This window comes from Amycolatopsis pretoriensis, assembly GCF_900107925.1.
GTDB lineage: Bacteria > Actinomycetota > Actinomycetes > Mycobacteriales > Pseudonocardiaceae > Amycolatopsis > Amycolatopsis pretoriensis.
The window spans coordinates 46,058-68,433 of the sequence record NZ_FNUJ01000015.1; the positions used below are offsets into that span (position 1 = coordinate 46,058).

Consider the following 22,376-nt stretch of genomic DNA (forward strand, 5'->3'; position numbering starts at 1 on the left):
AGGAGTTTCCCCATGGCGAAAGCACGGCAGATCTCCGGGGGTGGACGCGCCGTCGAAGTCCCGCCGGAGCGGCTCGCCGGCTGGTTCGAGCGCTTCGCCGCCTCGCACGGCGGGAACGTCGCCACCGACGCCGGGCCGGATCAGGTGAGCGTGACCGCCGCCGATGGCTCTACCGCGACGGCGACCGTCCCTTTCGGACCCCTCGAAGAACCCTCCGTCGACGCGCTCGTCGCGCACGCACTCCACCCGCGGACGATCGCGCTCCTGCTGGTGCGGCTCGGCGGCCACAGCGTCGGGATCGCCCGGGACGGCCGGGTCGAGGTCTCGCGTACCGACCGGCACCTCGTCCAGGGCCGCTCCGCCGCGGGTGGCTGGTCGCAGCAGCGCTTCGCCCGCCGTCGCGCGGGACAAGCACGGCACGCGCTCCGAGACGCGGCGAAGGACGCCTTCGAAGTCCTGGTCCCCAGACTGTCCGAAGTGGACGCCGTCGTGCTCGGCGGCGACCGGCGCGCACTCGACGAGCTGCGCGAGGACCGCCGGCTCGCGCCGCTGTTCGCCCGCGCCGAACCGCGCGTGCTGGACGTCGGCGAGCCGAGCTACGCCGTTCTCGAGGAGGCCGCCGGGCGGGCGCTGTCGGTGCTGGTCACGCTGCGCGACGGGTGAGACCGCACACGTCCGGAAAACCCTTCGGCACCGACCCGTACACTGGGTTCCGTGGATATCCAGCTGGAGTGACGCCGCGGCCCTCGCGGCCGCCTGATGCTGTCCTCCGTACGCCCCCTTTCCACGGGAGTTCCCCTTGATCACGGCCACCGGCCTTGAGCTGCGCGCCGGCTCGCGCATCCTGCTCAACGGCGTCACCGTCCGCATCCAGTCCGGCGACCGCATCGGCCTCGTCGGCCGCAACGGCGCGGGCAAGACCACCTCGCTGAAGGTCCTCGCCGGCGAAGGCGAGCCGCACGCCGGCGAGGTCCGCCGCAGCGGCGAGCTCGGCTACCTGCCGCAAGACCCGCGCGAAGGTGATCTTTCGGTCACCGCGAAGGACCGCGTGCTCTCCGCGCGCGGCCTCGACAAGCTGATGCGCGACATGGAAAAGGCGCAGGCCTCGATGGCCGAGCTCGTCGACGAAGCCGCGCGCGACAAGGCCATCAACCGCTACGCCCGGCTCGAAGAGCGCTTCGCGTCGCTCGGCGGGTACGCCGCCGAGAGCGAAGCCGCGCGGATCTGCTCGAACCTCGGCCTGGCCGACCGCATCCTCGCCCAGACGCTGCAGACGCTCTCCGGCGGTCAGCGGCGCCGCGTCGAGCTGGCCCGGATCCTGTTCGCCGCCGCCGAAGCGGGCGCCGGCGGCAAGTCCGAGACGATCCTGCTGCTCGACGAGCCGACCAACCACCTCGACGCCGACTCCATCAACTGGCTGCGCGGGTTCCTCAAGCAGCACGACGGCGGCCTGGTCGTGATCAGCCACGACGTCGAGCTGCTGGGCGACGTCGTCAACAAGGTCTGGTTCCTCGACGCCACCCGCGCCGAGCTCGACCTGTACAACATGGGTTGGCAGCGCTATCTCGACGCGCGCGCCACCGACGAGAAGCGCCGCCGCCGCGAGCGCGCCAACGCCGAGAAGAAGGCGTCGGCCCTGCAGCAGCAGGCGGCGAAACTGGGCGCGAAGGCGACGAAGGCCGTGGCGGCCAAGAACATGGCGCGCCGCGCCGAGCAGATGCTGTCCTCGCTCGACGAGACCCGGGTGGCCGACAAGGTCGCCCGGATCAAGTTCCCGGACCCGGCGCCCTGCGGCCGCACGCCGCTCACCGCCGAGGGCCTCTCGAAGTCCTACGGCTCGCTGGAAATCTTCACCGGCGTCGACCTCGCGATCGACCGCGGTTCGAAGGTCGTCGTACTCGGGCTGAACGGCGCGGGAAAGACGACTTTGCTCCGGCTCCTCGGCGGAATGGAAACCCCGGACACCGGCGAGATCGTGCCGGGTCACGGAATGCGTTTGGGCTATTACGCTCAGGAACACGAAACTCTTGATCATGATGCGTCGGTGTGGGAAAACATCCGACATCTATCCCCGGACACCGGCGCGCAGGAGTTGCGGAACCTGCTCGGCTCCTTCCTCTTCACCGGCGAACAACTCGACCAGCCCGCCGGCACGCTTTCCGGCGGCGAGAAGACCCGGCTCGCGCTGGCCGGCCTGGTCTCCAGTGCTGCCAACGTGTTGCTGCTCGACGAGCCGACGAACAACCTCGACCCGGCCAGCCGTGCGCAGGTCCTGGACGCTTTGCGCAGCTTCGCGGGCGCCGTCGTGCTGGTCACGCACGACCCGGGCGCGGTCGAGGCGCTCGAGCCGGAGCGGGTCATCCTGCTCCCCGACGGCACCGAGGACCACTGGTCGGCGGACTACCTGGAACTTGTCCAGCTCGCGTGATCGATGCGTCCATTCGGGTGCAAGATCACTCCCGCCCGGCACTGGAATGGCCCAATGTGATCGCAATTTCGGCTGTTTTGCGGCTGTCGTCTGGCAATCCGGCGCTCAGTGTTCGATCATTGCCCCGGCAGGGGCCGATATGTGGCCCAGAACACTCTCGGCGGGAAGGCGATCGACGTGGCTGATCTCAAGAAAGGCGCGCGGATCACCGGCAACACGCGCGACAAGCTGGCCGCTGACCTGAAGAAGAAATACGAGAAGGGCTCGAGCATCCGGGCCCTCGCGGAGTCGACGGGCCGGTCCTACGGGTTCGTGCACCGGGTGCTGTCGGAGTCCGGAGTCCAGCTGCGGGGGCGCGGCGGGGCCACCCGGGTCAAGAAGAAGTAGACACGGGCTGCTGCGCGGGGGGCGCAGCGGGATCTTCGGCCACGCGGAACGTCAGGTGGGCCCCGAGCAGGACCAGCGGGTACACCAGGTAACCGTAGCGGGTGGCCGGGGTGAGCAGGATCAACGCGCCGAGTCCGACGGCGATGCGCAGGACTGCGCCGGAGCCGTTCGCGGGGGGCCGGCGCACCAGCCAGACGAGCATCGCCACGGCCGCGGCGCCGACGAGCACGAACGCCGTCACCTGGCCGGCCCCGCCGAGCCCGGCGATCAGGTGGCCCGGCAGCGGGCTCGCCGCGGGCGACCGCACGGCGCCCATCCCCAGCGGGAACCGGAAGACGTGCTCGACGAACGCCGCCGGATCCACCAGGTAGACGGGCAGGTGCAGCGCGGCCGTCGTCGCCACCAGCGCTGAGGCGAACCGCCCCACCGCGGGCCAGTCGAGGCCTTTCCCGCGGCGTACCAGCACGAACACCACCAGCACCGCGGCCGCGGGCGCGACGATGAGCTTCGCGCTGACGACCAGCGCCAGCACCAGGCCCGACCACGCGGCCCGCCCGGTGGCGGCGAGCGCGCAGGCCAGCACCAGCAACCCGACGATCGCCAGGTCCGGCCCGGCGACGGCCCAGGTGAGCGCGGTCAGCGGGCACGCGAGCGCGAGCTGCGCGGCGCCGACCGGCACCTTCGGCCACTTCAGCAGCTTCAGCGTGCCCAGCACGCAAGCGCAGGCGGCGAGGGCGAACATCCAGCGGGCGTCGGTGAGCGCGTCGCCCAGCGGGGTGCCGCCGAACAGCGCCCGCGGCAGGCCGAAGAGCGCCATGACCGGGCCGTAGGGCGTGTAGTCGTTGACTTCCGGCGGCCGGTTGAGCGCGGTGACGTCGATGTACGGGGTTCCGTGGTGCAGCAGCAGATCCGCGGACCGCTCGATCACCCAGACCTCGGGCTGCGCGGCCCACGAGAACGGCGTGATCAGCCAGTCCACTCCGGTCAGTCGGCGGATCACCAGGAGCAGCAACGGAAGGATCATTGCCAACAAGGCGACGGCGGCGATGCCGCACCAGCGCGAACCGAGTACTCCGGGTGGCGTACGGCCGGTGCGCGCGGAGAGCAGCAGCCACCCGCTGTGCAGTGCGCCGAGGCCGTACGCGACGGTCGCGAAGTTGCCCCAGACGCGGTAGCCGTAGAACTCGGCGACGAGCGCGGTCGGCAGCGCGAAGGCCAGGCAGGCGAGGTAAAACCCCAGGTCCCAGCGCAACGCGGCGACACCGGAGTCGCGGGCGGGTGCCGTGAAGAGCCGTGCCGCGCGCCGCCATGCGGGCGCCCGGCCCACCTCCGTTTCCACCTCTTGAGGCTACCGAGCACCCCGCTGCCCGCTTCAGCCGACGTCGCGCAGGCGGGGGAGCAGGTCCGCCGCCGCTTCGGCCGCCTTGACGACGTTGTCGTGCCCGGTCGGCATCAGCACCAGTTCGGTGAAGCCGGCCTCGACGTAGCTCTGCGCGAGCCGCAGCGCACTGTCCGCATCGGACGGCAGCCGGAACTGCACCGCCCGGCGGATGGTCGCCGGATCGCGTCCCACGGCCGCGCAGTGCTCGTCCAGTACGCGCGAAAGCCGTTGCAGCTCGGCGATTTCCGTGCCGGGCAAAGCCGCGTTGAGCCAAACGTCGGCGTGCTCGGCCACGACCCGCAGGCCGAGCCTCTCGCCGCTGCTGCCCAGCCACAGCGGCGGCTTCGGCTGCACCGGCTTCGGGTCGCTGACCGCGCCCGTCAGCGTGTAGTGGCGGCCGGCGTGGTCGGTTTCCGGCCGGGTCCACAACAGACCGAGGATTTCGCAGGCCTCGGCGAGCTTTTCGACGCGTTCGACCGCCGGCGGGGTCGGTGTGCCCAGCATCGCGTCCGTGAGCGCGTCGCCGCCCGCGCCGAGGCCGACGTCGAGCCGGCCGCCGGAGAGGTGGTCGACGGTCGCCGCGATCTTCGCCAGCGTGCCCGGGTGGCGGTTGGTGTTGCCCGAAACCAGACATCCGATGCGCACCCGTTCCGTCGCTTCGGCCATCGCGGCGAGGAGCGTCCAGCCGTCGAAGACGTCTCCGGTGCGGTCGCGGCCCATCGGGGCGAGGTGGTCGAACACCCAGCAGCCGTCGAACCCGGCGTCGTCGGCGACGGCCCAGGTCTCGCGGAGCGCGGCGATGCCGATGTGCTGCTGGGGTGGCTTGAGCCCGACGGTGGTCATGGCGATCTCCTGATTATCAGCGTCACAAATCATCAGTAAGTCTGACGATCAGCGTAGGGGTAGAGTTCTCGCGTGTCCAGCGACCTCGAAGCGCCGCCCGCCGTCACCCGGCGGCTCGGCTACCTGCTCAAGCACGCCCAGCTGCGGCTCGCCGAGCTGGCCGAGCCGCGGTACGCCCCGTTGGGGATCACCGGCCGCCAGCTCGCGCTGCTCACGCTGTTCGGCGACGGCCCGGCGCTGTCCCAGCAGGACGGTGCCGCGCGCCTGGGCATCGACCGGACGACGATGGTGGCGCTCGTCGACGAGCTGGAAGCCGGGGGACTGGTCCGGCGCGAGGTCGCGCCGGGCGACCGCCGCAAGCGCCTGGTGGCGCTGACCGCCGAAGGCGAGCGGGTCCGCGCGGCGGGCGAAGAGGTCACCCGGCAGGCTGAGGCACAGTTGCTGGAGCCCCTGGCGGATGCGGAGCAGTTCCGGGACGCGTTGGGGCGCGTTGTTCGCGGGGAGTGAACGGCGGCGGGAAGCAAACGGGCAACGAGGGCGTTGTCCAGGTCATATCCGGAGAAAACCTCAGCTATAGTAGAGGTTTTGAGACTGGGGGTTCCCCATGGACAACACCTGGGCGCTGCTGAGCTCGGCGATGCGCGCCAACGACGTGCCGAAGGGGCTGAGCCGCGGCACGCTGAAACGGGTCGCGCGGTTCGCCCGGCCGCACTGGCGGCGGCTGCTGGCCTTCCTCGTGCTGACGGTGATCTCGGCGGTCCTCGCGGTGACGACGCCGGTGCTGGCGGGCAAGGTGGTCGACGCGATCGTCGGCGGGCGTGACCTGCCCCTGGTCGTCTGGCTGGCCGTCGTCATCGCGGCGCTGGCGATCGCCGACGCCGGGTTCGGCCTGGTCGAGCGCTGGCAGTCCGCGCGCATCGGCGAAGGCATCATCTTCGACCTGCGCCGCGCGGTGTTCGAGCACGTGCAGCGGATGCCGATCGCGTTCTTCACCCGCACCCGCACCGGCGCGCTGGTCTCCCGGCTGAACAACGACGTCATCGGCGCGCAGCGGACGTTCACCGCGACGCTGTCCGGCCTGGTCACCAACACGATCCAGCTGGCGCTGTCGCTCGCGGTCATGCTGACGCTGTCGTGGCAGGTCACGGTGCTCGCGTTGGTGCTGCTGCCGATCTTCGTGCTGCCGGCGCGCCGGCTCGGCCGCCGGATGGCCGGGCTGCAGCGCGAGGCCGCGAACCTCAACGCGGGCATGACGACGCAGATGACCGAGCGGTTCTCCGCGCCGGGCGCGACCCTGGTGAAGCTGTTCGGCCGGCCGGTGCAGGAGGCGGACGACTTCGCGCTGCGGGCCGGGCGCGTGCGGGACATCGGCGTGCGGACCGCGATGCTGACCCGCTGGTTCATGACCAGCCTGACCCTGGTTTCCGCGCTGGCGCAGGCGCTCGTCTACGGCCTCGGCGGGTACCTCGCGCTGACCGGCAAGCTCGCGCCGGGCACGGTCGTCGCGCTGGCGCTGCTGCTGACCCGGCTCTACGCGCCGCTGACCGCGCTGGCGAACGTCCGCGTCGACGTCATGACGGCGCTGGTGTCCTTCGAGCGCGTCTTCGAGGTCCTGGACCTGGAACCGATGATCAAGGAGAAGCCGGGCGCGCGGGCGCTGTCCGCGTCGGACGGCGTTTCGGTGGAGTTCTCCGACGTCCGGTTCGGCTACCCGGCGGCGGACCGGTACTCGCTGGCGTCGCTGGAAGACGTCGCCACGCTCGACCACCGCGGCGGCGACGAAGTGCTGCACGGCATCTCGTTCCGCGCCGAGCCGGGGGAGATGGTCGCGCTGGTCGGGTCGTCGGGCGCGGGGAAGTCGACGATCGCGTCGCTGCTGCCCCGGCTGTACGACGTCGACTCCGGCTCGGTGCGGCTGTCCGATGTGGACGTCCGGGAGCTGAGTTTCGCTTCGCTGCGGGAAACCGTCGGCGTCGTGACGCAGGACGGCCACCTCTTCCACGACACGATCCGCGCCAACCTCGCCTACGCGCGTCCGGGTGCCACGGACGACGAGATCTGGGAGGCGCTGGAGCGGGCGCGGCTCGGCGAGCTGGCGCGGTCGCTGCCCGACGGCCTCGACACGACGGTGGGGGAGCGCGGCTACCGCCTGTCGGGCGGCGAACGCCAGCGGCTGACGATCGCGCGGCTGCTGCTGGCGCAGCCGAAGGTGGTCATCCTGGACGAGGCGACGGCCCACCTGGACTCGGAGTCCGAGGCGGCGGTGGGTGAAGCGTTGACCCACGCGCTGGCGGGCCGGACGGCGCTAGTCATCGCGCACCGGTTGTCGACGGTGCGGGCGGCGGACCGGATCCTGGTGCTGGAGCACGGGGAGATCGTCGAGAGCGGAACGCACGACGAGCTGCTGGCCGCCGGTGGCCGGTACGCGACCTTGCACGCGACGCAGTTCGCGGAGGAGGAGCCCGCGGTGGCATGACCGGGCTGAAGGGCACCTTCGGCACGTGTGGTGCGCTGAAGGGCACCTTCGGCGCATCACATGCACTGAAGGTGCCCTTCAGCCCGTCGGTCACCGGGTCTGGGTGTCCAGGCTTTCGTAGACCGCGTTGACCAGCGCCATCTTGCGCGGGTCGTCGCGGATCAGCGGGCCCAGCTGGTTGAGCGTGTAGCCGAACGAAATGCCGTTCTCCGGGTCCGCGCCGCCGGTCGAGCCGCCCAGGCCGTCGTGGCCGAAGGCCGCCGGGTTCGGGCCGAAACCGCGGGCATCGCTGCCCAGGTAGAACCCCAGGCCCCACTCGTTCGGCAGGCCGAGCACCGCGTCGATCTCCTTGCCCTGGCTCTCCCGCGCCTTCGCGAGAGTCGGCGCGGACAGGAGACCGCCGGTCGCCAGTGCCCCGTAGATCGTGGCGATCGCGCGGGCCGTGCCGTGGCCGTTCAACGCCGGCATCACCGCGCGGCGGAACGCCGGCTCGTTCGCGTGGTGGCCCGCCAGCTGCGGGTTGGTCAGCGCGGCCTGGGCGACCGGGCCCGCCGCGGCGAACGCCGTGGCCAGCGCGTTCGCCATCTCCTCGGTCATGACCGGGTCGACGAGCGTCGCGCAGCGGTCCAGGTCGGCGTCCGACGCCAGGCCGATCGAGAAGTCCGCGCCCAGCGGCCCGGCGACCTGTTCGGCGAAGAACTCGCGGATGCTCTGCCCGGCGATCCGCCGGACGACCTCGCCGACGAGCCAGCCGTAGGCCAGCGCGTGGTAGCCGCCCGCGGAACCGGGCACGTACAACGGTTCCTGCGCCGCCAGCAGCGACGTCATGAGGTCCCAGTCGTAGAGCTCCTCGACCCGCACGGGCCGGTCCAGGCCGATCCCGGGCACGCCGGAGCGGTGCGTCAGCAGCCACCGCACGGGCACGTCCGCCTTGCCCGCCGCGGCGAACTCCGGCCAGTACTTCGCGACCGGCGTGTCGACGTCCAGCTCGCCGGCGTCGACCAGCTTGTGCGCGCAGATCGCGGTCATGCCCTTGGTCGTCGACCAGACGTTGGCGAGCGTGTCCGGCCGCCACTGCGCGGCCCGGTCGGGGCCGGACCAGCCACCCCACAGGTCCACCACGACTTCGCCGTCGCGGAGGGCGGTGAACGCCGCGCCCAGCTCACCGCGTTCGCGGAAGTTCGCTTCGAAGGCTTCGCGCACCGGCTCGAACCCGGGAGCGCACTCGCCCTGCACCGTCGCCGTGGCACCGTCCACCGGACCTCCTCGGGGAGCGACCGGTCCACACCGACCAGTCGGTATGGGGACGCTAAAGCGGGCCGGGCACGCCCGTCAAGGCGTGCCCGGCCGGTGCTTTTTCACGAGATGGGGCTAGCGCAGCCGCGGCACGATCGCGCCGTACTTCTCGAGCAGCGCCGCGTTGGCCTCGTCGCCACCCTCCACATTGGAGCTGCGCCACAGCGGGACGTCGAGCCCCTCGGCCGTGCCGCGGTCGTAGACCTGCGCGAGCACGAGGTTCCAGAGGAACGCGTTGACCACAGTGGACAGCGGCGCGGTGCGCGGCGCGTCCGGCGGGTAACTGGCGTCACCGGGGATAACCAGCGAGTCCAGCACCACGGTGCCCTGCTCCACCAGGTTGCTCGACGACCGCTTCGGCGCCGCCGCCACGCACGCCCGCGACGTGATCGCGATGACCGCCGCCCCGCGCTCGCGGGCCTCGATGCACAGCTCCACCGGGTACGGGTTCGACCCGGACGTCGAGAAGACCACCAGCACGTCGTCCGGCCCCGGGGCGCGCTCGGCCAGCACCTCGGCGGCCAGTCCGGTGCGCCGCTCGGTCTTCGTGCTGCTCACCGCGCCGTGCAGCGGGAGCAGGTCCGGGTGGTACAGCGGGTAGACGCACGCCAGGCCGCCGGCCCGGTAGAACGTCTCGGCGACGGCCGCCAGCGAGTGCCCGGCCCCGGCGGTATAGACCAGTGCGTCGGCCCGGATCACCCCCAGCACCAGGTCCGCCGCTTCGCGCACCGCCTCGGCGTTGGCCTGCTCGACGTCCGCCAGTTGCTTCGCGACGCTGCCCGAGATGTCCGTGGCGCTCACCACACCCACCCTTCCGTAGGGGACCGGGCGCCGAATCTACCGTGAAGATGGTGGTGCGCGGTGGAATAGCCCGGTGGGCGGGCGGGGTTGACCCGGATGCGGGCGACGAGGAGGACGCGGGTGAGCGAAGCGGAACCGGCGGTGTCGGTGTGGCCGGCGCGCGGGCGGACCGAAGCGGTCGTGCTCGTGCTGCACGGCGGCGCCGAACGCGGCACCGGTAGCGTGCCGCCCTGGAAGCTCGCCTTCCTGCGGATGGTGCCCATCGCGCGCGCCCTGCACCGGGCCGGGCGCGGGCACGGCGTCGAGGTGCGGCTGCTGCGCAACCGCCGCTACGGCTGGAACGCCCCCGCGATGGACCCCCTCGACGACGCCCGCTGGGCCCTCGAGCGCATCCACGCCGACCACCCCGGCCTGCCGGTCGTGCTGGTCGGCCACTCCATGGGCGCCCGGGTGGCGCTGCGCGTGGCCGGCGACAGTGCCGTGCGCGGGGTCTGCGCGCTGGCGCCGTGGACGCCGCGGGGCGAGCCGGTCGACGGGGTCGCCGGTCGGGCGGTGCTCATCGTGCACGGCACCCGCGACCGGATGACCAGCCCGGTGGAGTCGCACGCCTTCGCGGAACGCGCAGAGGGCGTCGCCGCTCGCGTCGCCCGGTTCGAGATCGCGAACGAAGGCCACGCGATGCTCCGCCGGTCGTCCGTCTGGACCCGGCTCACGATTGCTTTCACACTGGAAGTGCTCGCCGGGAACGCCGGTGCGGAGCTCCGCGGCGCGTGGGCCGCGCCGGGGCCCGAGCGCCTGCGGATACCCGTGTGAAAAGGCCCCGAACAGGGCATTCGGCGAAGCGCGCCGCGGGGGTGCGGCGATTAGGATCGATCACCGGCGCACCTGGCCGGCCGGAGGGAGAACCGTGACCACCTCGAGTGTTGACCGTGCTCGGGAGATTCCCGACGAGTCCCGCTGGCCGGGCCTGGCCGCCCCGCCGCACTCGGCGCTGCGCGCGCGGATCGCCGCCACGTTGTTCCGCCGCGCGGTCCGCCCGCTCGATCTGCGGGTGACGTTTCCGGACGGCACGGTGCTCGGCGCCGGCGGGCCGGAATCGCCCGAAATGCGCATTCTGCGTCCCGAAGCGTTCTTCCACCGCCTCGGCGTCGACGCCAAGATCGGCTTCGGCGAGTCCTACATGGCCGGTGACTGGACTGCGTCCGACCTCGCCGAGGTGCTGACGCCGTTCGCCGAGCGGATGGCGACCCTGGTGCCGCCGGTGCTGCAGAAGTTCCGGAAGATCGCGGAGCGCACGCAGCCGCCGTCCGAGGCGAACACCCTCGAAGGCGCGCGGGCCAACATCCACCGGCACTACGACCTGTCGAACGACCTTTTCGGCGCCTTCCTCGACGAGTCGATGATGTACTCCTCGGCGCTGTTCGGCCCGGGCGACGACCTGACCGGGGCCCAGCACCGCAAGATCGACAGCGTGCTGGACTACGCCGGCGTCCGCGAGGGCAGCGAGGTCCTCGAAATCGGTACCGGATGGGGTGAACTCGCGATCCGCGCGGCCGCCCGCGGCGCGCACGTGACGTCACTGACCATTTCGGAGGAACAGCGCGCGCTGGCGACCGAGCGCATCGCGGCGGCCGGGTTCTCCGACCGCGTCGACGTGAAGCTGTGCGACTACCGCGAGTCGAGCGGTCAGTACGACGCCGTGGTCAGCGTCGAGATGATCGAGGCCGTCGGCGCGTCCTACTGGCCGGCGTTCTACGCCACGATCGGGGACCGGCTGCGCCCCGGCGGGCGGTTCGGCCTGCAGGCCATCACGATGGACCACGACCGGATGCTGGCGGCTTCGCGCGCCTACACCTGGATCCACAAGTACATCTTCCCCGGCGGCATCATCCCGTCGGTGCGCTCGGTCGAGGAGGGCGTCAAGGCGAACACCCGGCTCAAGCTGGCCGGGATGCGCGAGTTCGGCCAAGACTACGCGCGCACGTTACGGTTGTGGCGCGAACGGTTCCTGCACCGCTGGGCCGACATCGCCGGGTTCGGGTTCGACGACGTCTTCCGCCGGATGTGGGAGTTCTACCTGGCCTATTCGGAGGCCGGGTTCCGCTCCGGGTACCTCAAGGTCCACCAGTTCGGCTACGAGGCGACCGGCAAGTAACCCCGCCGGACAACCCGACCCGGTGCCGGGCGTCCTCCAGTAGAGGACGTGCGGTGTACTGACGACGACAGTTTTGTCCGGATCGGGATTGGGTGATGGTGATGACGTACCGTGGCGACGACGGCGGGCGCCGGATGCCGCCGCCCCGGCCCGGCGGGCGCCCCCGCGACCACCAGCGCGCGCAGATGATGCCGCTGCCCGGGCGCGGCCAGAGCCCGTACGACGAGCGCACCCGCCCCATGGGCACCCGCGAGGACGAGCGGCAGTACGCGCCGCCTCCGCCGCCGCGGCGTGACCCTCCGCGTCCGGACGAGGACTACCCGCCGTCGCGGCCGCCGCGCCGGCGTCGCCGCTGGAGCTTCGGCCGGATCCTGCTGACCCTGGTGCTGGTGTTCGTGGTGTTCCTCGCGGGCATCTGGGTCTACCTCGAGTTCTCCATCAAGCGCGTCGACGCGCTGACCGACTACTCCGGCCGCCCGGTCGCCGCGTCCGGCACCAACTGGCTGATCGTCGGTTCCGACAGCCGTGAAGGCCTCACCGCGGAAGACGAGGAGAGGCTGGCCACCGGCGACGTCGCCGCGGCCGGCGGCGGGCAGCGCACCGACACGATCATGGTCGCGCACATCCCGGACAACTCCACCAAGCCGACGCTGCTGTCGCTGCCGCGCGACTCCCAGGTGAAGATCCCGGGCCACGGCACGAACAAGATCAACGCGGCGTTCTCCCTCGGCGGCCCGACGCTGCTGGCGCAGACCGTCGAAGGCGCCACCGGGCTGCACATCGACCACTACGCGGAGATCGGCTTCGGCGGGTTCGCCAAGATCGTCGACGCGATCGGCGGCGTCGACATGTGCATCGACAAGGACATGAACGACACGATGACCGGCATCAGCATCAAGGCCGGCTGCCAGTCGCTCGACGGCCGCTCGGCGCTGGGCTTCGTCCGCATGCGCCACAGCGACGCGACACCGCGGTCGGACCTCGACCGCGTCGCCAACCAGCGCAAGTTCATCGGCGCGCTGGTGAGCCAGATCGCGAGCCCGGGCACGCTGCTCAACCCGTTCCACTTCTTCCCGCTGCTGGGCTCCGGCCCGGACGCGCTGACGATGGACTCGGGCGACCACGTGCACAACCTCGCGGGCCTGGCGATCGCGATGCGCGGAATTTCTTCGGGCGGCGTGGTGACGACGACGGTCCCGGTCACGAACGGCTCGGCGGAGAACTGGGACGCGAAGAAGTCGAAGCAGCTGTTCGACGCGCTGAAGAACGACACGGAGATCCCGGACAGCGTCATCGTCAATTAATTCGGGCGCGGTTTCGTTTCGGCCGGGGCACCATGGGGACATGGAGACCCCGGCCGAAACGTTCACCCGTGACGAGTTTTCGCTGACCCGCTGGCAGTCCGCGGACTGTGCGGCCGTCGCGGCCGCGGTCGCGGGGTCCGGGGCGCACCTGGCCGACTGGGTCCCGTGGGCGATGGACGGCTACACGGCGTCCGACGCGGCCGATTTCCTGCGGCTGACGCACGAGAACTGGGAGACCGGCCGGGCGTACGAGTGGGCGATCCGGGCCGGCGCGGCCTTGGCGGGCGGCGTGGGCGTGATGACCCGCGACGGCGGCGTCGAGATCGGCTATTGGCTGGCGCGGGAGTTCACCGGCCGCGGTCTGGTGACCCGCGCCGTCTCACTGCTGGTTTCGGACGTGTTCGCGCGCGGCGCCGGCTACGTCGAGATCAAGCACGACGAGGCGAACGTCCGAAGTGGAGCGATTCCGGCGCGGCTCGGGTTTTCCCTCGTGGGCAAGGAACCCCGCCCCGACGCCGTCCGGCCACCGTCGTGCGCGGGCACTCACCACGTCTGGCGATTGGAGCGGCCGTGAAAGAGACCTACACCGGCGACGGCTTCACCCTGGCCCGCTGGCAATTCGCCGACGCGCCGGAACTCACCGCGACCGTCGCCGGGTCCCTCGATCACATCGGGGCCTGGATGATCTGGGCGGCCGACGGCTACACCGCCGAAAACAGCGCCGAATTCCTGCAACGCACCCGGAAGAACTGGGACAGCGGGGAAACGCACGACTTCGCCCTCCGCGTCGACGGCTCGATCGCCGGCGGCATCGGCACGATGACCCGCGTGGGCGGGGTCGAGATCGGCTACTGGCTCGCGCGCGAGTTCACCGGCCGCGGCCTGATCACCCGCGCGGCGCGGCTGCTCACCAAGGAGGCCTTCCGGCTCGGTGCGGGCTACGTCGAGATCAAGCACGACGAGCTGAACGTCCGAAGTGGAGCCGTGCCCGCTCGCCTCGGCTTCACGAAAGTGCGCGAGGAACGGGTCGAGGAGCCGCTCGCCCCGTCGTGCAAGGGCATCAACCACGTCTGGCGCTTGGAGAAGCCGTGAACCTGGGTTATGTGACCGAACCGGGGCACCGGTGGCTGTGCGAACGCCCGCGCGCCACCCGGCCCGCGAGACGCCGGCGCGCCGACGAGGCTCCCGCTTGGGCTCGCCGGTGCGACGGGCGTCGGCGTGGCGGGTGGCCGGCCGGCCCGCGGCTGCGCCGGCCGCCGCGGGTCTGGCCGCCCCGCCGCTAGGAAACCTTGTCGCGCTCCCGCAGCACCTTGAGCGCCTGGTCGGCGTGGACCGTGAAGTTCAGCTCGCTCTTGATCTTCTCGAGCACCTTCCGGTCCTCGCCGATCACGAACGTGACGCGCTTGGCGTGCAGCGGCAGCAGTTTCCGCCAGACGCCGAACTGCTTCGCGACCTCACCCTCCACATCGGACAGCAGCGGGTAGTCGAAGCCGTTGGCCTCGGAGAACTGCCGCTGCTTGGTGACGCCGTCCGGGCTGATCCCGATCCGGTGCGCGCCGACCTCGGCGAACTCGGCGGCGAGGTCGCGGAAGTGGCAGCTCTCGGCGGTGCAGCCGCCGGTCATCGCGGCGGGGTAGAAGAACAGCACGACCGGCCCGGTGGCGAGGAAGTCCGACAGCGTGCGCTCGGCGCCCTGGTCGTCGGGCAGCGTGAAGTCGGGGGCGAGGTCTCCGGCGTCCATGGACGTCCCTTCTCGTCGGCGGCAGAACCCATCCTGCCGGGTCTTCGGAGCCACCGCCGCACCGGCTTGGTCTACCCGCCGGGGTGCCGCGCGATCAGCTCGTCGACCTCGTCGCCCGTCGCCGAATCCGTCACGAACGGGCCGCGCGCCGCCAGCACGCCCAGCTGCCGCAGCCGGGCCGCCTGCTCGTGCGTGCGGACCCCCTCCGCGCCCACGCGGAGCTTCAGCTCGCGCGCCCGCGTCACCAGCTGCGTCAAGTGCCGCAGCGCCGGCTCGGGCGGTGAGTCCGTGTCCAACGCGTCGATCACCGGGCCGGACAGGACCACGTGGTGGACCGGCAGCCGGTGCTGCGGGATCAGCTCCAGGTCCGCCGAACCCGAGATCGTCAGCACCAGCTGCGTGCCCAGCTCGGACAGCACCGCGAACGAGTCCAGGACCTCGCCGCGCGGGTCGAGGACCGAGTGGCGGTCCGTACACAGCCGGAGGGCGTCGGCCGGCAGCTCGTGCTTGTCCAGCTGCTCCTTCACCAGCAGGACCAGGTCCGGGTCGATGGCCAGCCGGGTCGGCAGCCGGACGCACACGTCCGGGGCCGCGTCGCCGAAGCGGGCGCGCCAGCGGGCCGTCGCCGCCAGGGACTCCGCCAGCAGCCAGCGCCCCAGCGGCACCGTCATCCCCGTCGTCTGGGCCAGCGGGTAGAACTCGTCCGAGTCCAGCTCACCCTTCTCCGGGTGGTTCCAGCGCAGGCCCGCGTTGACCGCGGCGAGGCTGCCGGGGTCGGCCAGGCGCACCGTCGGCTGGTAGACGAGCGAGAACTCGCCGTTCTCCAGCGCTCCGGCGATCACCGCGCCCAGCTGGTAGCGGCCGCGGTCGCGGGCGTCCAGCTCGGGGTCGAACAGCATCCACTGCGCCTTGCCGGCCTCCTTGGCCCGGTGCAGCGCGATCTCCGCCGCCCGCAGCAGCTCCGCCGCGCCGCCCTCGACGGCCGCGCGCACCACGATGCCCGCGCTCGCGCTCACGCCGATGCCGTGCCCGCCCAGGTAGATCGGCTCGTTGAGGTCCTCCAGGGCCCGCTCGACGAGCTCGACGACCTCGGCGGCGGTGAGCTTCCCGCGCAGCAGAACCGCGAAGCCGTCGCCGGACAGCCGTGCGACGAACCCGTCGTGGTGGCCGGTGAACACCGCCGAGAGCTTGCCCGCGACCCCGCGCAGCACCTGGTCGCCGACGCCGGCGCCGAGGCCGTCGTTGACCACCTTGAAGCCGTCGACGTCGAGGTAGATCAGCGCGATGTCGTCACGCGCGCCGGCGCCGAGCGCCGCTTCGAGCTTGGTCGTGAACGACGACGCGTTGGGCAGCCCCGTCAGCGGGTCGTGCACGTTCTGGTGCAGCAGCCGTTCCTGCAGCAGGTGCAGCTCGTTCGCGTCGGACACCATCAGCACCGGGTAGACCGACCCCGGCCGGTCGCCGGGGAGGCGGGCGAGGGTGACGTCGGTCCAGAGCTGCCCGTCCTCGGTGTGGTCGAGCAGCATCCGCTCCTGGTAGCGCTCACGCCCGCCGCGCACCTGCTCGAGGCCCGCCTTGAGCCGCGAGACGTCGTGGTCGGTGGAGCCGAGGTCGGTGAGGTGCCGGCCGCGCAGCTTGTCCGGCGAGCAGCCGAGCAGCTGGCCGAGCGCGAGGTTGGCCTCGACGATCTCGCCGCCGGGGTCGGCGAGCGCGATCCCCATCGGCGACGCGGCGTAGAGCGCCGTGAACCGGTGCAGGGCGCCGTCGTGGCCCGGGCCGGCGTGGTCGACCGCGTCGTGCGCGATCTCCAGCAGCAGTGGCTCCAGCTCCTCCGGGGGAAGTGTTACTCCTTTGGTGTCGGCCAACGTCGCCGCCCACCTGCGCGCCACGTCCAGCAGTCCTGGCGCGGCACCGGGCTCAGGCACACTCCACCTCTTCACGCACGGGTCAGGCCAGTTCAGCCGCGGTGTCGGGGATCATGAAGCCACACTAGGTACCCCTCGGCCGCGACCGATGCCACGCCATCATGCGCGTCACGGGGTGTCTACCGGCTGAACGAGTGAACGAATGTCCACATGCGGTAACTTTTCGTTACACCCGGTGTGCGTGCCCGGGTCAGCGACGGGTCAACCGCACCGGCAGACCGTCCGCGGGGACCGGCAGGGACACGTAGTCCCACTTCGCGGTGTAACTCTCCGGAACCGACCAGCGGTACGCCCGCAGCATTTCGTGCATCAGCAACTTCACCTCGAGGCTGCCGAAGTGGAGCCCGATGCACTTGTGCGCGCCGCCGCCGAAGGGCATCCACGCCATCCGGTGCGACTTGTCCTCGCGCCGCGGCTCGGCGAACCGCTCGGGGTCGAACTCGAAGGGGTTCGTCCAGCACTCCGGCGTGAAGTGGTTGACCGTCGGCGAGACGCCGCACAGGGTGCCGGCGGGGATGTAGTGGCCGAGGACCTCGGTGTCCTTGACGGTCTGGCGGGTCAGCGACGGCACCGGCGCGACGAGCCGCAGCGCCTCCTTCATCACGAGGTCCAGGGTTTCCAGCCGGTCGATCGCCTCGATGTCGAGGACGTCGTCGCCGAGGGCCAGCGACTCTTCGCGGGCGCGCTCCTGCCACTCGGGGTGCTTGGCGAGGTAGTACGCCATGGCGCTGCTGGTGATGGTCGTCGTGTCGTGCGCGGCCATCATCAGGAAGATCATGTGGTTGACGATGTCGGTGTCGGTGAAGCGGTCGCCGTCCTCGGTGGTGGCGTGGCAGAGCGCGGTGAACAGGTCGTCGCCGTCGGACTTGCGTTTGGCGGGCAGGGTTTCGCTGAAGTAGCGCTCGAGGACCTTCCGCCCGTGCAGGCCCGCCGACCAGCGCCCGCCGGGCACGGGGAAGCGCACGAGCGCGGTGCCGGCGCGCACGGAACTGACGAAGGCGCGGTTGATCCGGTGGGAGTCGGCGCCGCTGCGCATGCCCATGAACACGCGCGTCGCGACGTCGAGGGTGAGCTGCTTGAGCGCCCAGTACAGCCGCGGGCGCTCGTTCGAGCCCCAGCTCGCGACGCCTTCGCGCAGCGCCGGGCCCATCTCGTTGACGTAGCCCGTGAGCCGGGACCGGGTGAACGCCTCCTGCATGATCCGGCGGTGCAGGTGGTGCTCGCCGAAGTCCATCAGCATCAGGCCGCGCTCGAAGAACTTCTCGATGAAGAACTTCCAGCCTTCCTGCGAGAAGGCCTTGTCCTTGTTGATGAGCGCGATCTGCGTCGCCTCCGGCCCGGACAGCGCGACGATCTTCCGGCCGAAACCGCCGGTCCAGGAGACCGGGCCGTAGAGCTCGTAGCGGCGGAGGCCGAAGGCGGGGCCGAAGCGCATCATCTCGAGCATGTGCCCGACGACCGGCGGCCCTTCGTCGCCGAGGACGGGCTTCAGGCCGCTGCCGGCGGGCGGCGTCGCGAGTTCCTTGACGGGCCAGCGCGACTGCAGCCAGCGCTCGTCGACCTTGTGCGGCAGGGGGAGCGCCGTCAAGGGCGGAACGCGTTCGCGCAACGCTTCGGCGGCTCGGCTGACGGTGCCCGGCAAAGTGACCATCTCCCCGCTGAGATCGGCTACCCCTCCACGATGCACCCTTGTTGACGATGTGACAACACCTGGGCGGGCCTCTTTTCGGGTGGCTTCCGGAGATCCGGCCGGTGCTGTGCTCAGCGAGATGCCGCGCGCCGAACCTCGGATGGGTTGGCCCCGCGCACCCGCTTGAACGCCGCACTGAACGAAAACGCGTCGGCGTAGCCGACCGCGCGTGCCACCTCCGCGACGGTCGCCGCGTCCCTCCCCGCCAGGAGGTCGGCCGCGAGCGTCATGCGGTGGCGGGTGAGGTAGGTCAGCGGCGGCTCGCCGACCAATTCGCCGAACCGCTTCGCCAGCGTCGAACGCGATACGCCCACGCGATCGGCCAGCGTCCCGACCGTCCAGGGCTCCGCCGGCTCCGCGTGCAGGAGCCGCAGCGCGTGGCCGATGACCGGGTCGCGCTGGGCGGTCCACCACGCCGGGGGCGTGCCGCCGGGGCGGTCGAACCACTCGCGCAGCGTGCAGACGAGCATCCAGTCCAGCAGCCGGTCGAGCACCACCTGCTGGCCCGGCGCGTCGACCGCGACCTCGGCGGCGAGGTGGTCCAGCACGGCGTCGCCGGTCCCGCCGCCGGCCACGCGCAGCACGACGGGCAGGGCGTCCAGCAGCCGCCGGCCGATCTCGCCGCGGACGGGGTAGGCGCCGGTGATCAGGGTCGTCGGGCCGTCCCCGGAGTCGTGCCAGCCGAGGCGGTGGCGGGTCCCGCCCTGGTCCGGGGCGGCGCAGAACTCCCCGCACGCCACGGGTTCGGCGATCGTGCCGGGTTCGTCGACGAAGGTGAACGTCCCGGGGCCGCGCACGACCACGGTGTCGTAGGCGTCGAGCGGTTCCGGTGTCCCGTGGTCCGGCACGATCCAGCCGCCGCCGGTGAGAACCGTGCACAGGGTCAGCGGCGCGCCGTCCACGAAGTGCAGGGCCCAGGGCGGCGACAGGGCCGAGCTGCCGAAGAGCGAGCCGTGGGCCCGCAGGTCACCGAACGCGTCCACCTCCCCGACGTTAGACGATCGCGTAGGCAATCCGGTGTTTCACCCATGGAATCGTCCGACCGAGCCGGGTTGACTGGCCGTCATGAACGCATTGACCCCCGACGACCTCGAGTTCCTCCGCCGTCCGCTGCACGGGTTCCTGACGGTCGCGGGAGCGGAGCCCCGCCCGGTCTGGTTCGAGGCGACGACCGAGGGCACGCTCGAGCTGTTCACGGAACCGGACTCGCCGAAGGTCCGCCGGGTCCGCCGCGACCCGCGCGCGTCGCTCGTCGTGGCGGCGCCGGTGGGGGAGCGCGAACGGTGGGTTTCGGTCACGGGCCGGGTCTCCGTCGAGCCCGAGGGAGCACACGATCTCGCGTCACGCTTGGCCGCGCGCTACTGGGACCTCGACGACCCGGCCCGAGCCGCGGATCTCAAGGAAATCCTTGCGGTGGACCAGCTTCGGCTGGTGCTCCACCCGGAGAAGGTGCGCCGCTACAGGTACTGACCGAAGTAGCCGGCGAGCTTGGCGACGGCGGGGTCGATGTACTCGCGCTTGTCGTAGAGGTCGACGTGACTCGCACCCGCGATCCAGTGGATCTCCGCGGGCCCGGTGGCGCGCCGGTGGGCCTCCAGGCCCATCCACGCGGTGACCGCGCGCTCGCCGAGGATCTGCAGCACCGGGCGCGGGCCGATCAGCGGGACGGCGTGGAAGACGTCGCTCGCGGCCATCTTGTCGACGCTGTCCCAGGTGAGGAACTTCGCCGACCGCTCGTGGTAGCCGCGGGCGCCGCAGTAGTACTCCCAGCCCTCGACGCCGTGCGGCCCGCCGAGCGCGCCGGCTTCCGCGGCGGTCTCGGGGAACATCGTCAGCACCCCGGGGTCCTCGCCCCGGGCGGCGGCCGTGCGCGCCTGGGCGGCGGCGTCGAGCAGGCCCTGGAAGACGGCCGGGTCCTGCGTGCCGTCGGCGCCGTAGCGGAACTGGCGGGCGGGTTCGGCGGTGCTCACGGTCGCGACGGCCCGGACGCGGTGGTCCCCACCGGCGGCGGCGAGGGAGTAGCCGCCGGAGGCGCAGATGCCCAGCAGCCCGATCCGGCCGGCGTCGACCTCGGGCCGGGTGGTGAGACACGAGACGGCGGCCTTGAAGTCTTCGATCCGCTGGGCGGGGTCTTCGAGGCCACGCGGCAGCCCGCCGGACTCGCCCTGGTGGGCGGCGTCGAAGGCCAGGGTGACGAAGCCGCGTTCGGCCATCAGCCGGGCGTAGGTGCCGGAGGTCTGCTCCTTGACACCGGTGCCGGGGTGGCCGACTACGAGGGCCGGGAGGGGTGCGTCGGCGTTGTCGGGGAGGTAGAGGTGGGCGGCGATGTCGAGGCCGGCGCTGGGGAAGGTGACGTTCTTGGTCATGCCTCCACCTTCGGCCCGGGGCGCGGGGTGGAAAAGCCGCGGGTTCCTGCCTGGGAAGGATCCTGCCCCCGCACGCGGCACCGCGGAAGCTCCACACTGGAACCATGACCACCTGGACACCCGAAGACCTCGCCCTGCTCGCCGCCGGCTATTCGCTCGTCCTGACCGCCGGGGACCGTGGCGGGCCCGGCGTCGAGATCGGCATGGCGGTCGTCGACGGCGGGGTATACGTGCGTGCCTACCGCGGCGTCCGCTCGCGCTGGTACCGGGCAGCGCGCGACCACGGCCACGGCCGGATCGAGCTGGGCGGCGTCATCCGCGACGTCTCGTTCGCGACCGGTCTCGAACCACCCGCCGGGCTCGACGCCGCCTTCGCCGGCAAGTACGGACCGGTGTCCGACGCGCTCGTCGCGAGCCCCGAGGCCCGGGCCGCGACGGTCCGGATCGACCCGGCGGCGTGAAAAGCCCGGCCACACTCCGAAAAGTGTGGCCGGGCTCAGCGGGAGATCAGTCCCAGTCGAGGGCGCCGCCCGACTGGTACTCGATGACGCGGGTCTCGAAGAAGTTCTTCTCCTTCTTCAGGTCCATCGCCTCGGACATCCACGGGAACGGGTTCTCGGTCTCGCCGAAGATCGGGGCCAGCCCGATCTGCTGCGCGCGCCGGTCGGTGATGAAGTGCATGTACTGCTCGCACAGCTGCGCCGACAGGCCGAGCATGCCGCGGGGCATCGTGTCGCGCGCGTAGTTGACCTCGAGCTCGCACGCGTCCTTCAGCATCCCGCGGACCTCTTCCTGGAACTCGGGCGTCCACAGGTGCGGGTTCTCGATCTTGATCTGGTTGATGCAGTCGATGCCGAAGTTCAGGTGGATCGACTCGTCGCGCAGGATGTACTGGTACTGCTCGGCGATGCCGACCATCTTGTTCCGGCGGCCCAGCGACAGGATCTGCGCGAACCCGGTGTAGAACCACATGCCCTCGAAGATCACGTAGAACGCGACGAGGTCACGCAGGAACGCCGTGTCGGCCTCCGGCGTCCCGGTCTCGAAATCCGGGTTCTCCAGGTTCTGCGTGTACTTCAGCGCCCACGCGTCCTTCTCCGAGATGGAGGGGACTTCGCGGTACATGTTGAACAGCTCGCCCTCGACCAGGCCGAGGCTTTCGCAGATGTACTGGAAGGTGTGCGTGTGCACGGCCTCCTCGAACGCCTGGCGCAGCAGGTACTGGCGGCACTCGGGGTTGGTGATCTGCCGGTACACCGCGAGCACGATGTTGTTGGCCACCAAGGACTCCGCGGTAGCGAAGAAGCCCAGGTTGCGCTTGAGCATCTGCCGCTCGTCCTCGGTGAGGCCGTCCTTCGACTTCCACAGCGCGATGTCCGCCTGCATGGCGACCTCGGTCGGCATCCAGTGGTTGTTGCAGCCGGCCAGGTACTTCTCCCAGGCCCAGGTGTACTTCATCGGCAGCAGCTGGTTGACGTCGGCGCGCGCGTTGATCATGCGCTTGTCGTCGACGTTGATCCGGGCGGCCCCGACCTCGATCTCCCCGAGGCCGGTGGCGCCGGTCGTCTCCACGTTGGTCATGT

22 protein-coding genes are annotated in these 22,376 nt (G+C 71.4%); 12 read left to right on the plus strand and 10 right to left on the minus strand.

Annotation, left to right across the window (positions count from 1 at the left end; translation table 11 throughout):
* Positions 1 to 12 precede the first annotated feature (12 nt).
* The 3 genes from BLV96_RS44810 (at position 13) to BLV96_RS44820 (ending at position 2,815) form a co-directional block, all read left to right on the plus strand.
* Positions 13 to 663 (plus strand): acVLRF1 family peptidyl-tRNA hydrolase, encoded by a 651-nt coding sequence (locus BLV96_RS44810; RefSeq protein ID WP_086672476.1) that lies wholly within the window; start codon positions 13 to 15, stop codon positions 661 to 663.
* Between the two features lie 136 nt (positions 664 to 799).
* Positions 800 to 2,428, plus strand: coding sequence for an ABC-F family ATP-binding cassette domain-containing protein (locus BLV96_RS44815; RefSeq protein ID WP_086672474.1), 1,629 nt, complete (start codon positions 800 to 802; stop codon positions 2,426 to 2,428).
* Between the two features lie 177 nt (positions 2,429 to 2,605).
* Entirely contained in the window at positions 2,606 to 2,815 is a 210-nt protein-coding gene (locus tag BLV96_RS44820) for a helix-turn-helix domain-containing protein (RefSeq protein ID WP_003071237.1), read from the plus strand.
* Here the strand turns inward: BLV96_RS44820 and BLV96_RS44825 are convergent.
* Both BLV96_RS44825 and BLV96_RS44830 read right to left on the minus strand, forming a co-directional pair.
* Positions 2,802 to 4,154 carry a glycosyltransferase 87 family protein gene (locus BLV96_RS44825; protein ID WP_086672472.1) on the minus strand — a complete coding sequence of 451 codons (1,353 nt, stop codon included), beginning with the start codon at positions 4,152 to 4,154 and terminating at the stop codon, positions 2,802 to 2,804. The two genes, BLV96_RS44820 and BLV96_RS44825, sit on opposite strands and share 14 nt — an antisense overlap.
* A gap of 33 nt (positions 4,155 to 4,187) precedes the next feature.
* Positions 4,188 to 5,039, minus strand: coding sequence for an LLM class flavin-dependent oxidoreductase (locus tag BLV96_RS44830; RefSeq protein ID WP_086672470.1), 852 nt, complete (start codon positions 5,037 to 5,039; stop codon positions 4,188 to 4,190).
* A gap of 72 nt (positions 5,040 to 5,111) precedes the next feature.
* Here BLV96_RS44830 and BLV96_RS44835 point away from each other — a divergent pair, with 72 nt between their 5' ends.
* Both BLV96_RS44835 and BLV96_RS44840 read left to right on the plus strand, forming a co-directional pair.
* Complete coding sequence (locus BLV96_RS44835; protein ID WP_086672468.1) at positions 5,112 to 5,546, plus strand: MarR family winged helix-turn-helix transcriptional regulator; 435 nt, start codon at positions 5,112 to 5,114, stop codon at positions 5,544 to 5,546.
* A 97-nt stretch (positions 5,547 to 5,643) separates the two neighbouring features.
* Complete coding sequence (locus tag BLV96_RS44840) at positions 5,644 to 7,515, plus strand: ABC transporter ATP-binding protein (RefSeq protein WP_086672466.1); 1,872 nt, start codon at positions 5,644 to 5,646, stop codon at positions 7,513 to 7,515.
* 90 nt (positions 7,516 to 7,605) lie between these two features.
* On the opposite strand, the gene BLV96_RS44845 is transcribed toward BLV96_RS44840, so the two are convergent.
* Both BLV96_RS44845 and BLV96_RS44850 read right to left on the minus strand, forming a co-directional pair.
* The gene (locus tag BLV96_RS44845) at positions 7,606 to 8,772 is read right to left on the minus strand and encodes a serine hydrolase domain-containing protein (protein ID WP_086672464.1); all 1,167 of its coding nucleotides are present in this window, start codon (positions 8,770 to 8,772) and stop codon (positions 7,606 to 7,608) included.
* 114 nt (positions 8,773 to 8,886) lie between these two features.
* Positions 8,887 to 9,615 carry an SIS domain-containing protein gene (locus BLV96_RS44850; protein ID WP_167379935.1) on the minus strand — a complete coding sequence of 243 codons (729 nt, stop codon included), beginning with the start codon at positions 9,613 to 9,615 and terminating at the stop codon, positions 8,887 to 8,889.
* Positions 9,616 to 9,732: 117 nt separating this feature from the next.
* On the opposite strand from BLV96_RS44850, the gene BLV96_RS44855 reads away from it, so the two are divergent.
* The 5 genes from BLV96_RS44855 (at position 9,733) to BLV96_RS44875 (ending at position 14,163) form a co-directional block, all read left to right on the plus strand.
* Entirely contained in the window at positions 9,733 to 10,425 is a 693-nt protein-coding gene (locus BLV96_RS44855) for an alpha/beta hydrolase (protein WP_086672460.1), read from the plus strand.
* Positions 10,426 to 10,519: 94 nt separating this feature from the next.
* Entirely contained in the window at positions 10,520 to 11,767 is a 1,248-nt protein-coding gene (locus BLV96_RS44860) for an SAM-dependent methyltransferase (protein WP_086672458.1), read from the plus strand.
* Positions 11,768 to 11,862: 95 nt separating this feature from the next.
* Positions 11,863 to 13,071, plus strand: coding sequence for an LCP family protein (locus BLV96_RS44865; protein ID WP_086672456.1), 1,209 nt, complete (start codon positions 11,863 to 11,865; stop codon positions 13,069 to 13,071).
* Positions 13,072 to 13,111: 40 nt separating this feature from the next.
* On the plus strand, positions 13,112 to 13,645 hold the full coding sequence (locus BLV96_RS44870) for a GNAT family N-acetyltransferase (RefSeq protein WP_086672454.1): 534 nt from the start codon (positions 13,112 to 13,114) through the stop codon (positions 13,643 to 13,645).
* Positions 13,642 to 14,163 (plus strand): GNAT family N-acetyltransferase, encoded by a 522-nt coding sequence (locus BLV96_RS44875; RefSeq protein WP_158104069.1) that lies wholly within the window; start codon positions 13,642 to 13,644, stop codon positions 14,161 to 14,163. Before BLV96_RS44870 ends, BLV96_RS44875 begins: the two co-directional genes overlap by 4 nt.
* 187 nt (positions 14,164 to 14,350) lie before the next feature.
* On the opposite strand, the gene BLV96_RS44880 is transcribed toward BLV96_RS44875, so the two are convergent.
* The 4 genes from BLV96_RS44880 to BLV96_RS44895 all read right to left on the minus strand — a co-directional run bounded on the left by BLV96_RS44880 (position 14,351) and on the right by BLV96_RS44895 (position 19,410).
* Positions 14,351 to 14,812 (minus strand): peroxiredoxin, encoded by a 462-nt coding sequence (locus BLV96_RS44880; protein WP_086672450.1) that lies wholly within the window; start codon positions 14,810 to 14,812, stop codon positions 14,351 to 14,353.
* Positions 14,813 to 14,883: 71 nt separating this feature from the next.
* Entirely contained in the window at positions 14,884 to 16,701 is a 1,818-nt protein-coding gene (locus tag BLV96_RS44885) for a putative bifunctional diguanylate cyclase/phosphodiesterase (protein ID WP_086672448.1), read from the minus strand.
* A 226-nt stretch (positions 16,702 to 16,927) separates the two neighbouring features.
* Positions 16,928 to 18,388: a cytochrome P450 gene (locus tag BLV96_RS44890; RefSeq protein WP_086672446.1), complete on the minus strand. Its 1,461-nt coding sequence runs from the start codon at positions 18,386 to 18,388 to the stop codon at positions 16,928 to 16,930.
* A gap of 110 nt (positions 18,389 to 18,498) precedes the next feature.
* On the minus strand, positions 18,499 to 19,410 hold the full coding sequence (locus tag BLV96_RS44895) for an AraC family transcriptional regulator (RefSeq protein ID WP_086672444.1): 912 nt from the start codon (positions 19,408 to 19,410) through the stop codon (positions 18,499 to 18,501).
* 82 nt (positions 19,411 to 19,492) lie between these two features.
* On the opposite strand from BLV96_RS44895, the gene BLV96_RS44900 reads away from it, so the two are divergent.
* Positions 19,493 to 19,897, plus strand: a complete 405-nt coding sequence (locus tag BLV96_RS44900; RefSeq protein ID WP_086672442.1) for a pyridoxamine 5'-phosphate oxidase family protein — start codon at positions 19,493 to 19,495, stop codon at positions 19,895 to 19,897.
* On the opposite strand, the gene BLV96_RS44905 is transcribed toward BLV96_RS44900, so the two are convergent.
* Positions 19,885 to 20,793, minus strand: coding sequence for an alpha/beta hydrolase (locus tag BLV96_RS44905; RefSeq protein WP_086672440.1), 909 nt, complete (start codon positions 20,791 to 20,793; stop codon positions 19,885 to 19,887). The genes BLV96_RS44900 and BLV96_RS44905 overlap by 13 nt on opposite strands.
* A gap of 104 nt (positions 20,794 to 20,897) precedes the next feature.
* Here BLV96_RS44905 and BLV96_RS44910 point away from each other — a divergent pair, with 104 nt between their 5' ends.
* Positions 20,898 to 21,254, plus strand: coding sequence for a DUF2255 family protein (locus BLV96_RS44910; RefSeq protein WP_086672438.1), 357 nt, complete (start codon positions 20,898 to 20,900; stop codon positions 21,252 to 21,254).
* 46 nt (positions 21,255 to 21,300) lie between these two features.
* On the opposite strand, the gene BLV96_RS44915 is transcribed toward BLV96_RS44910, so the two are convergent.
* Positions 21,301 to 22,374: a ribonucleotide-diphosphate reductase subunit beta gene (locus BLV96_RS44915; RefSeq protein ID WP_086672437.1), complete on the minus strand. Its 1,074-nt coding sequence runs from the start codon at positions 22,372 to 22,374 to the stop codon at positions 21,301 to 21,303.
* Positions 22,375 to 22,376 lie beyond the last annotated feature (2 nt).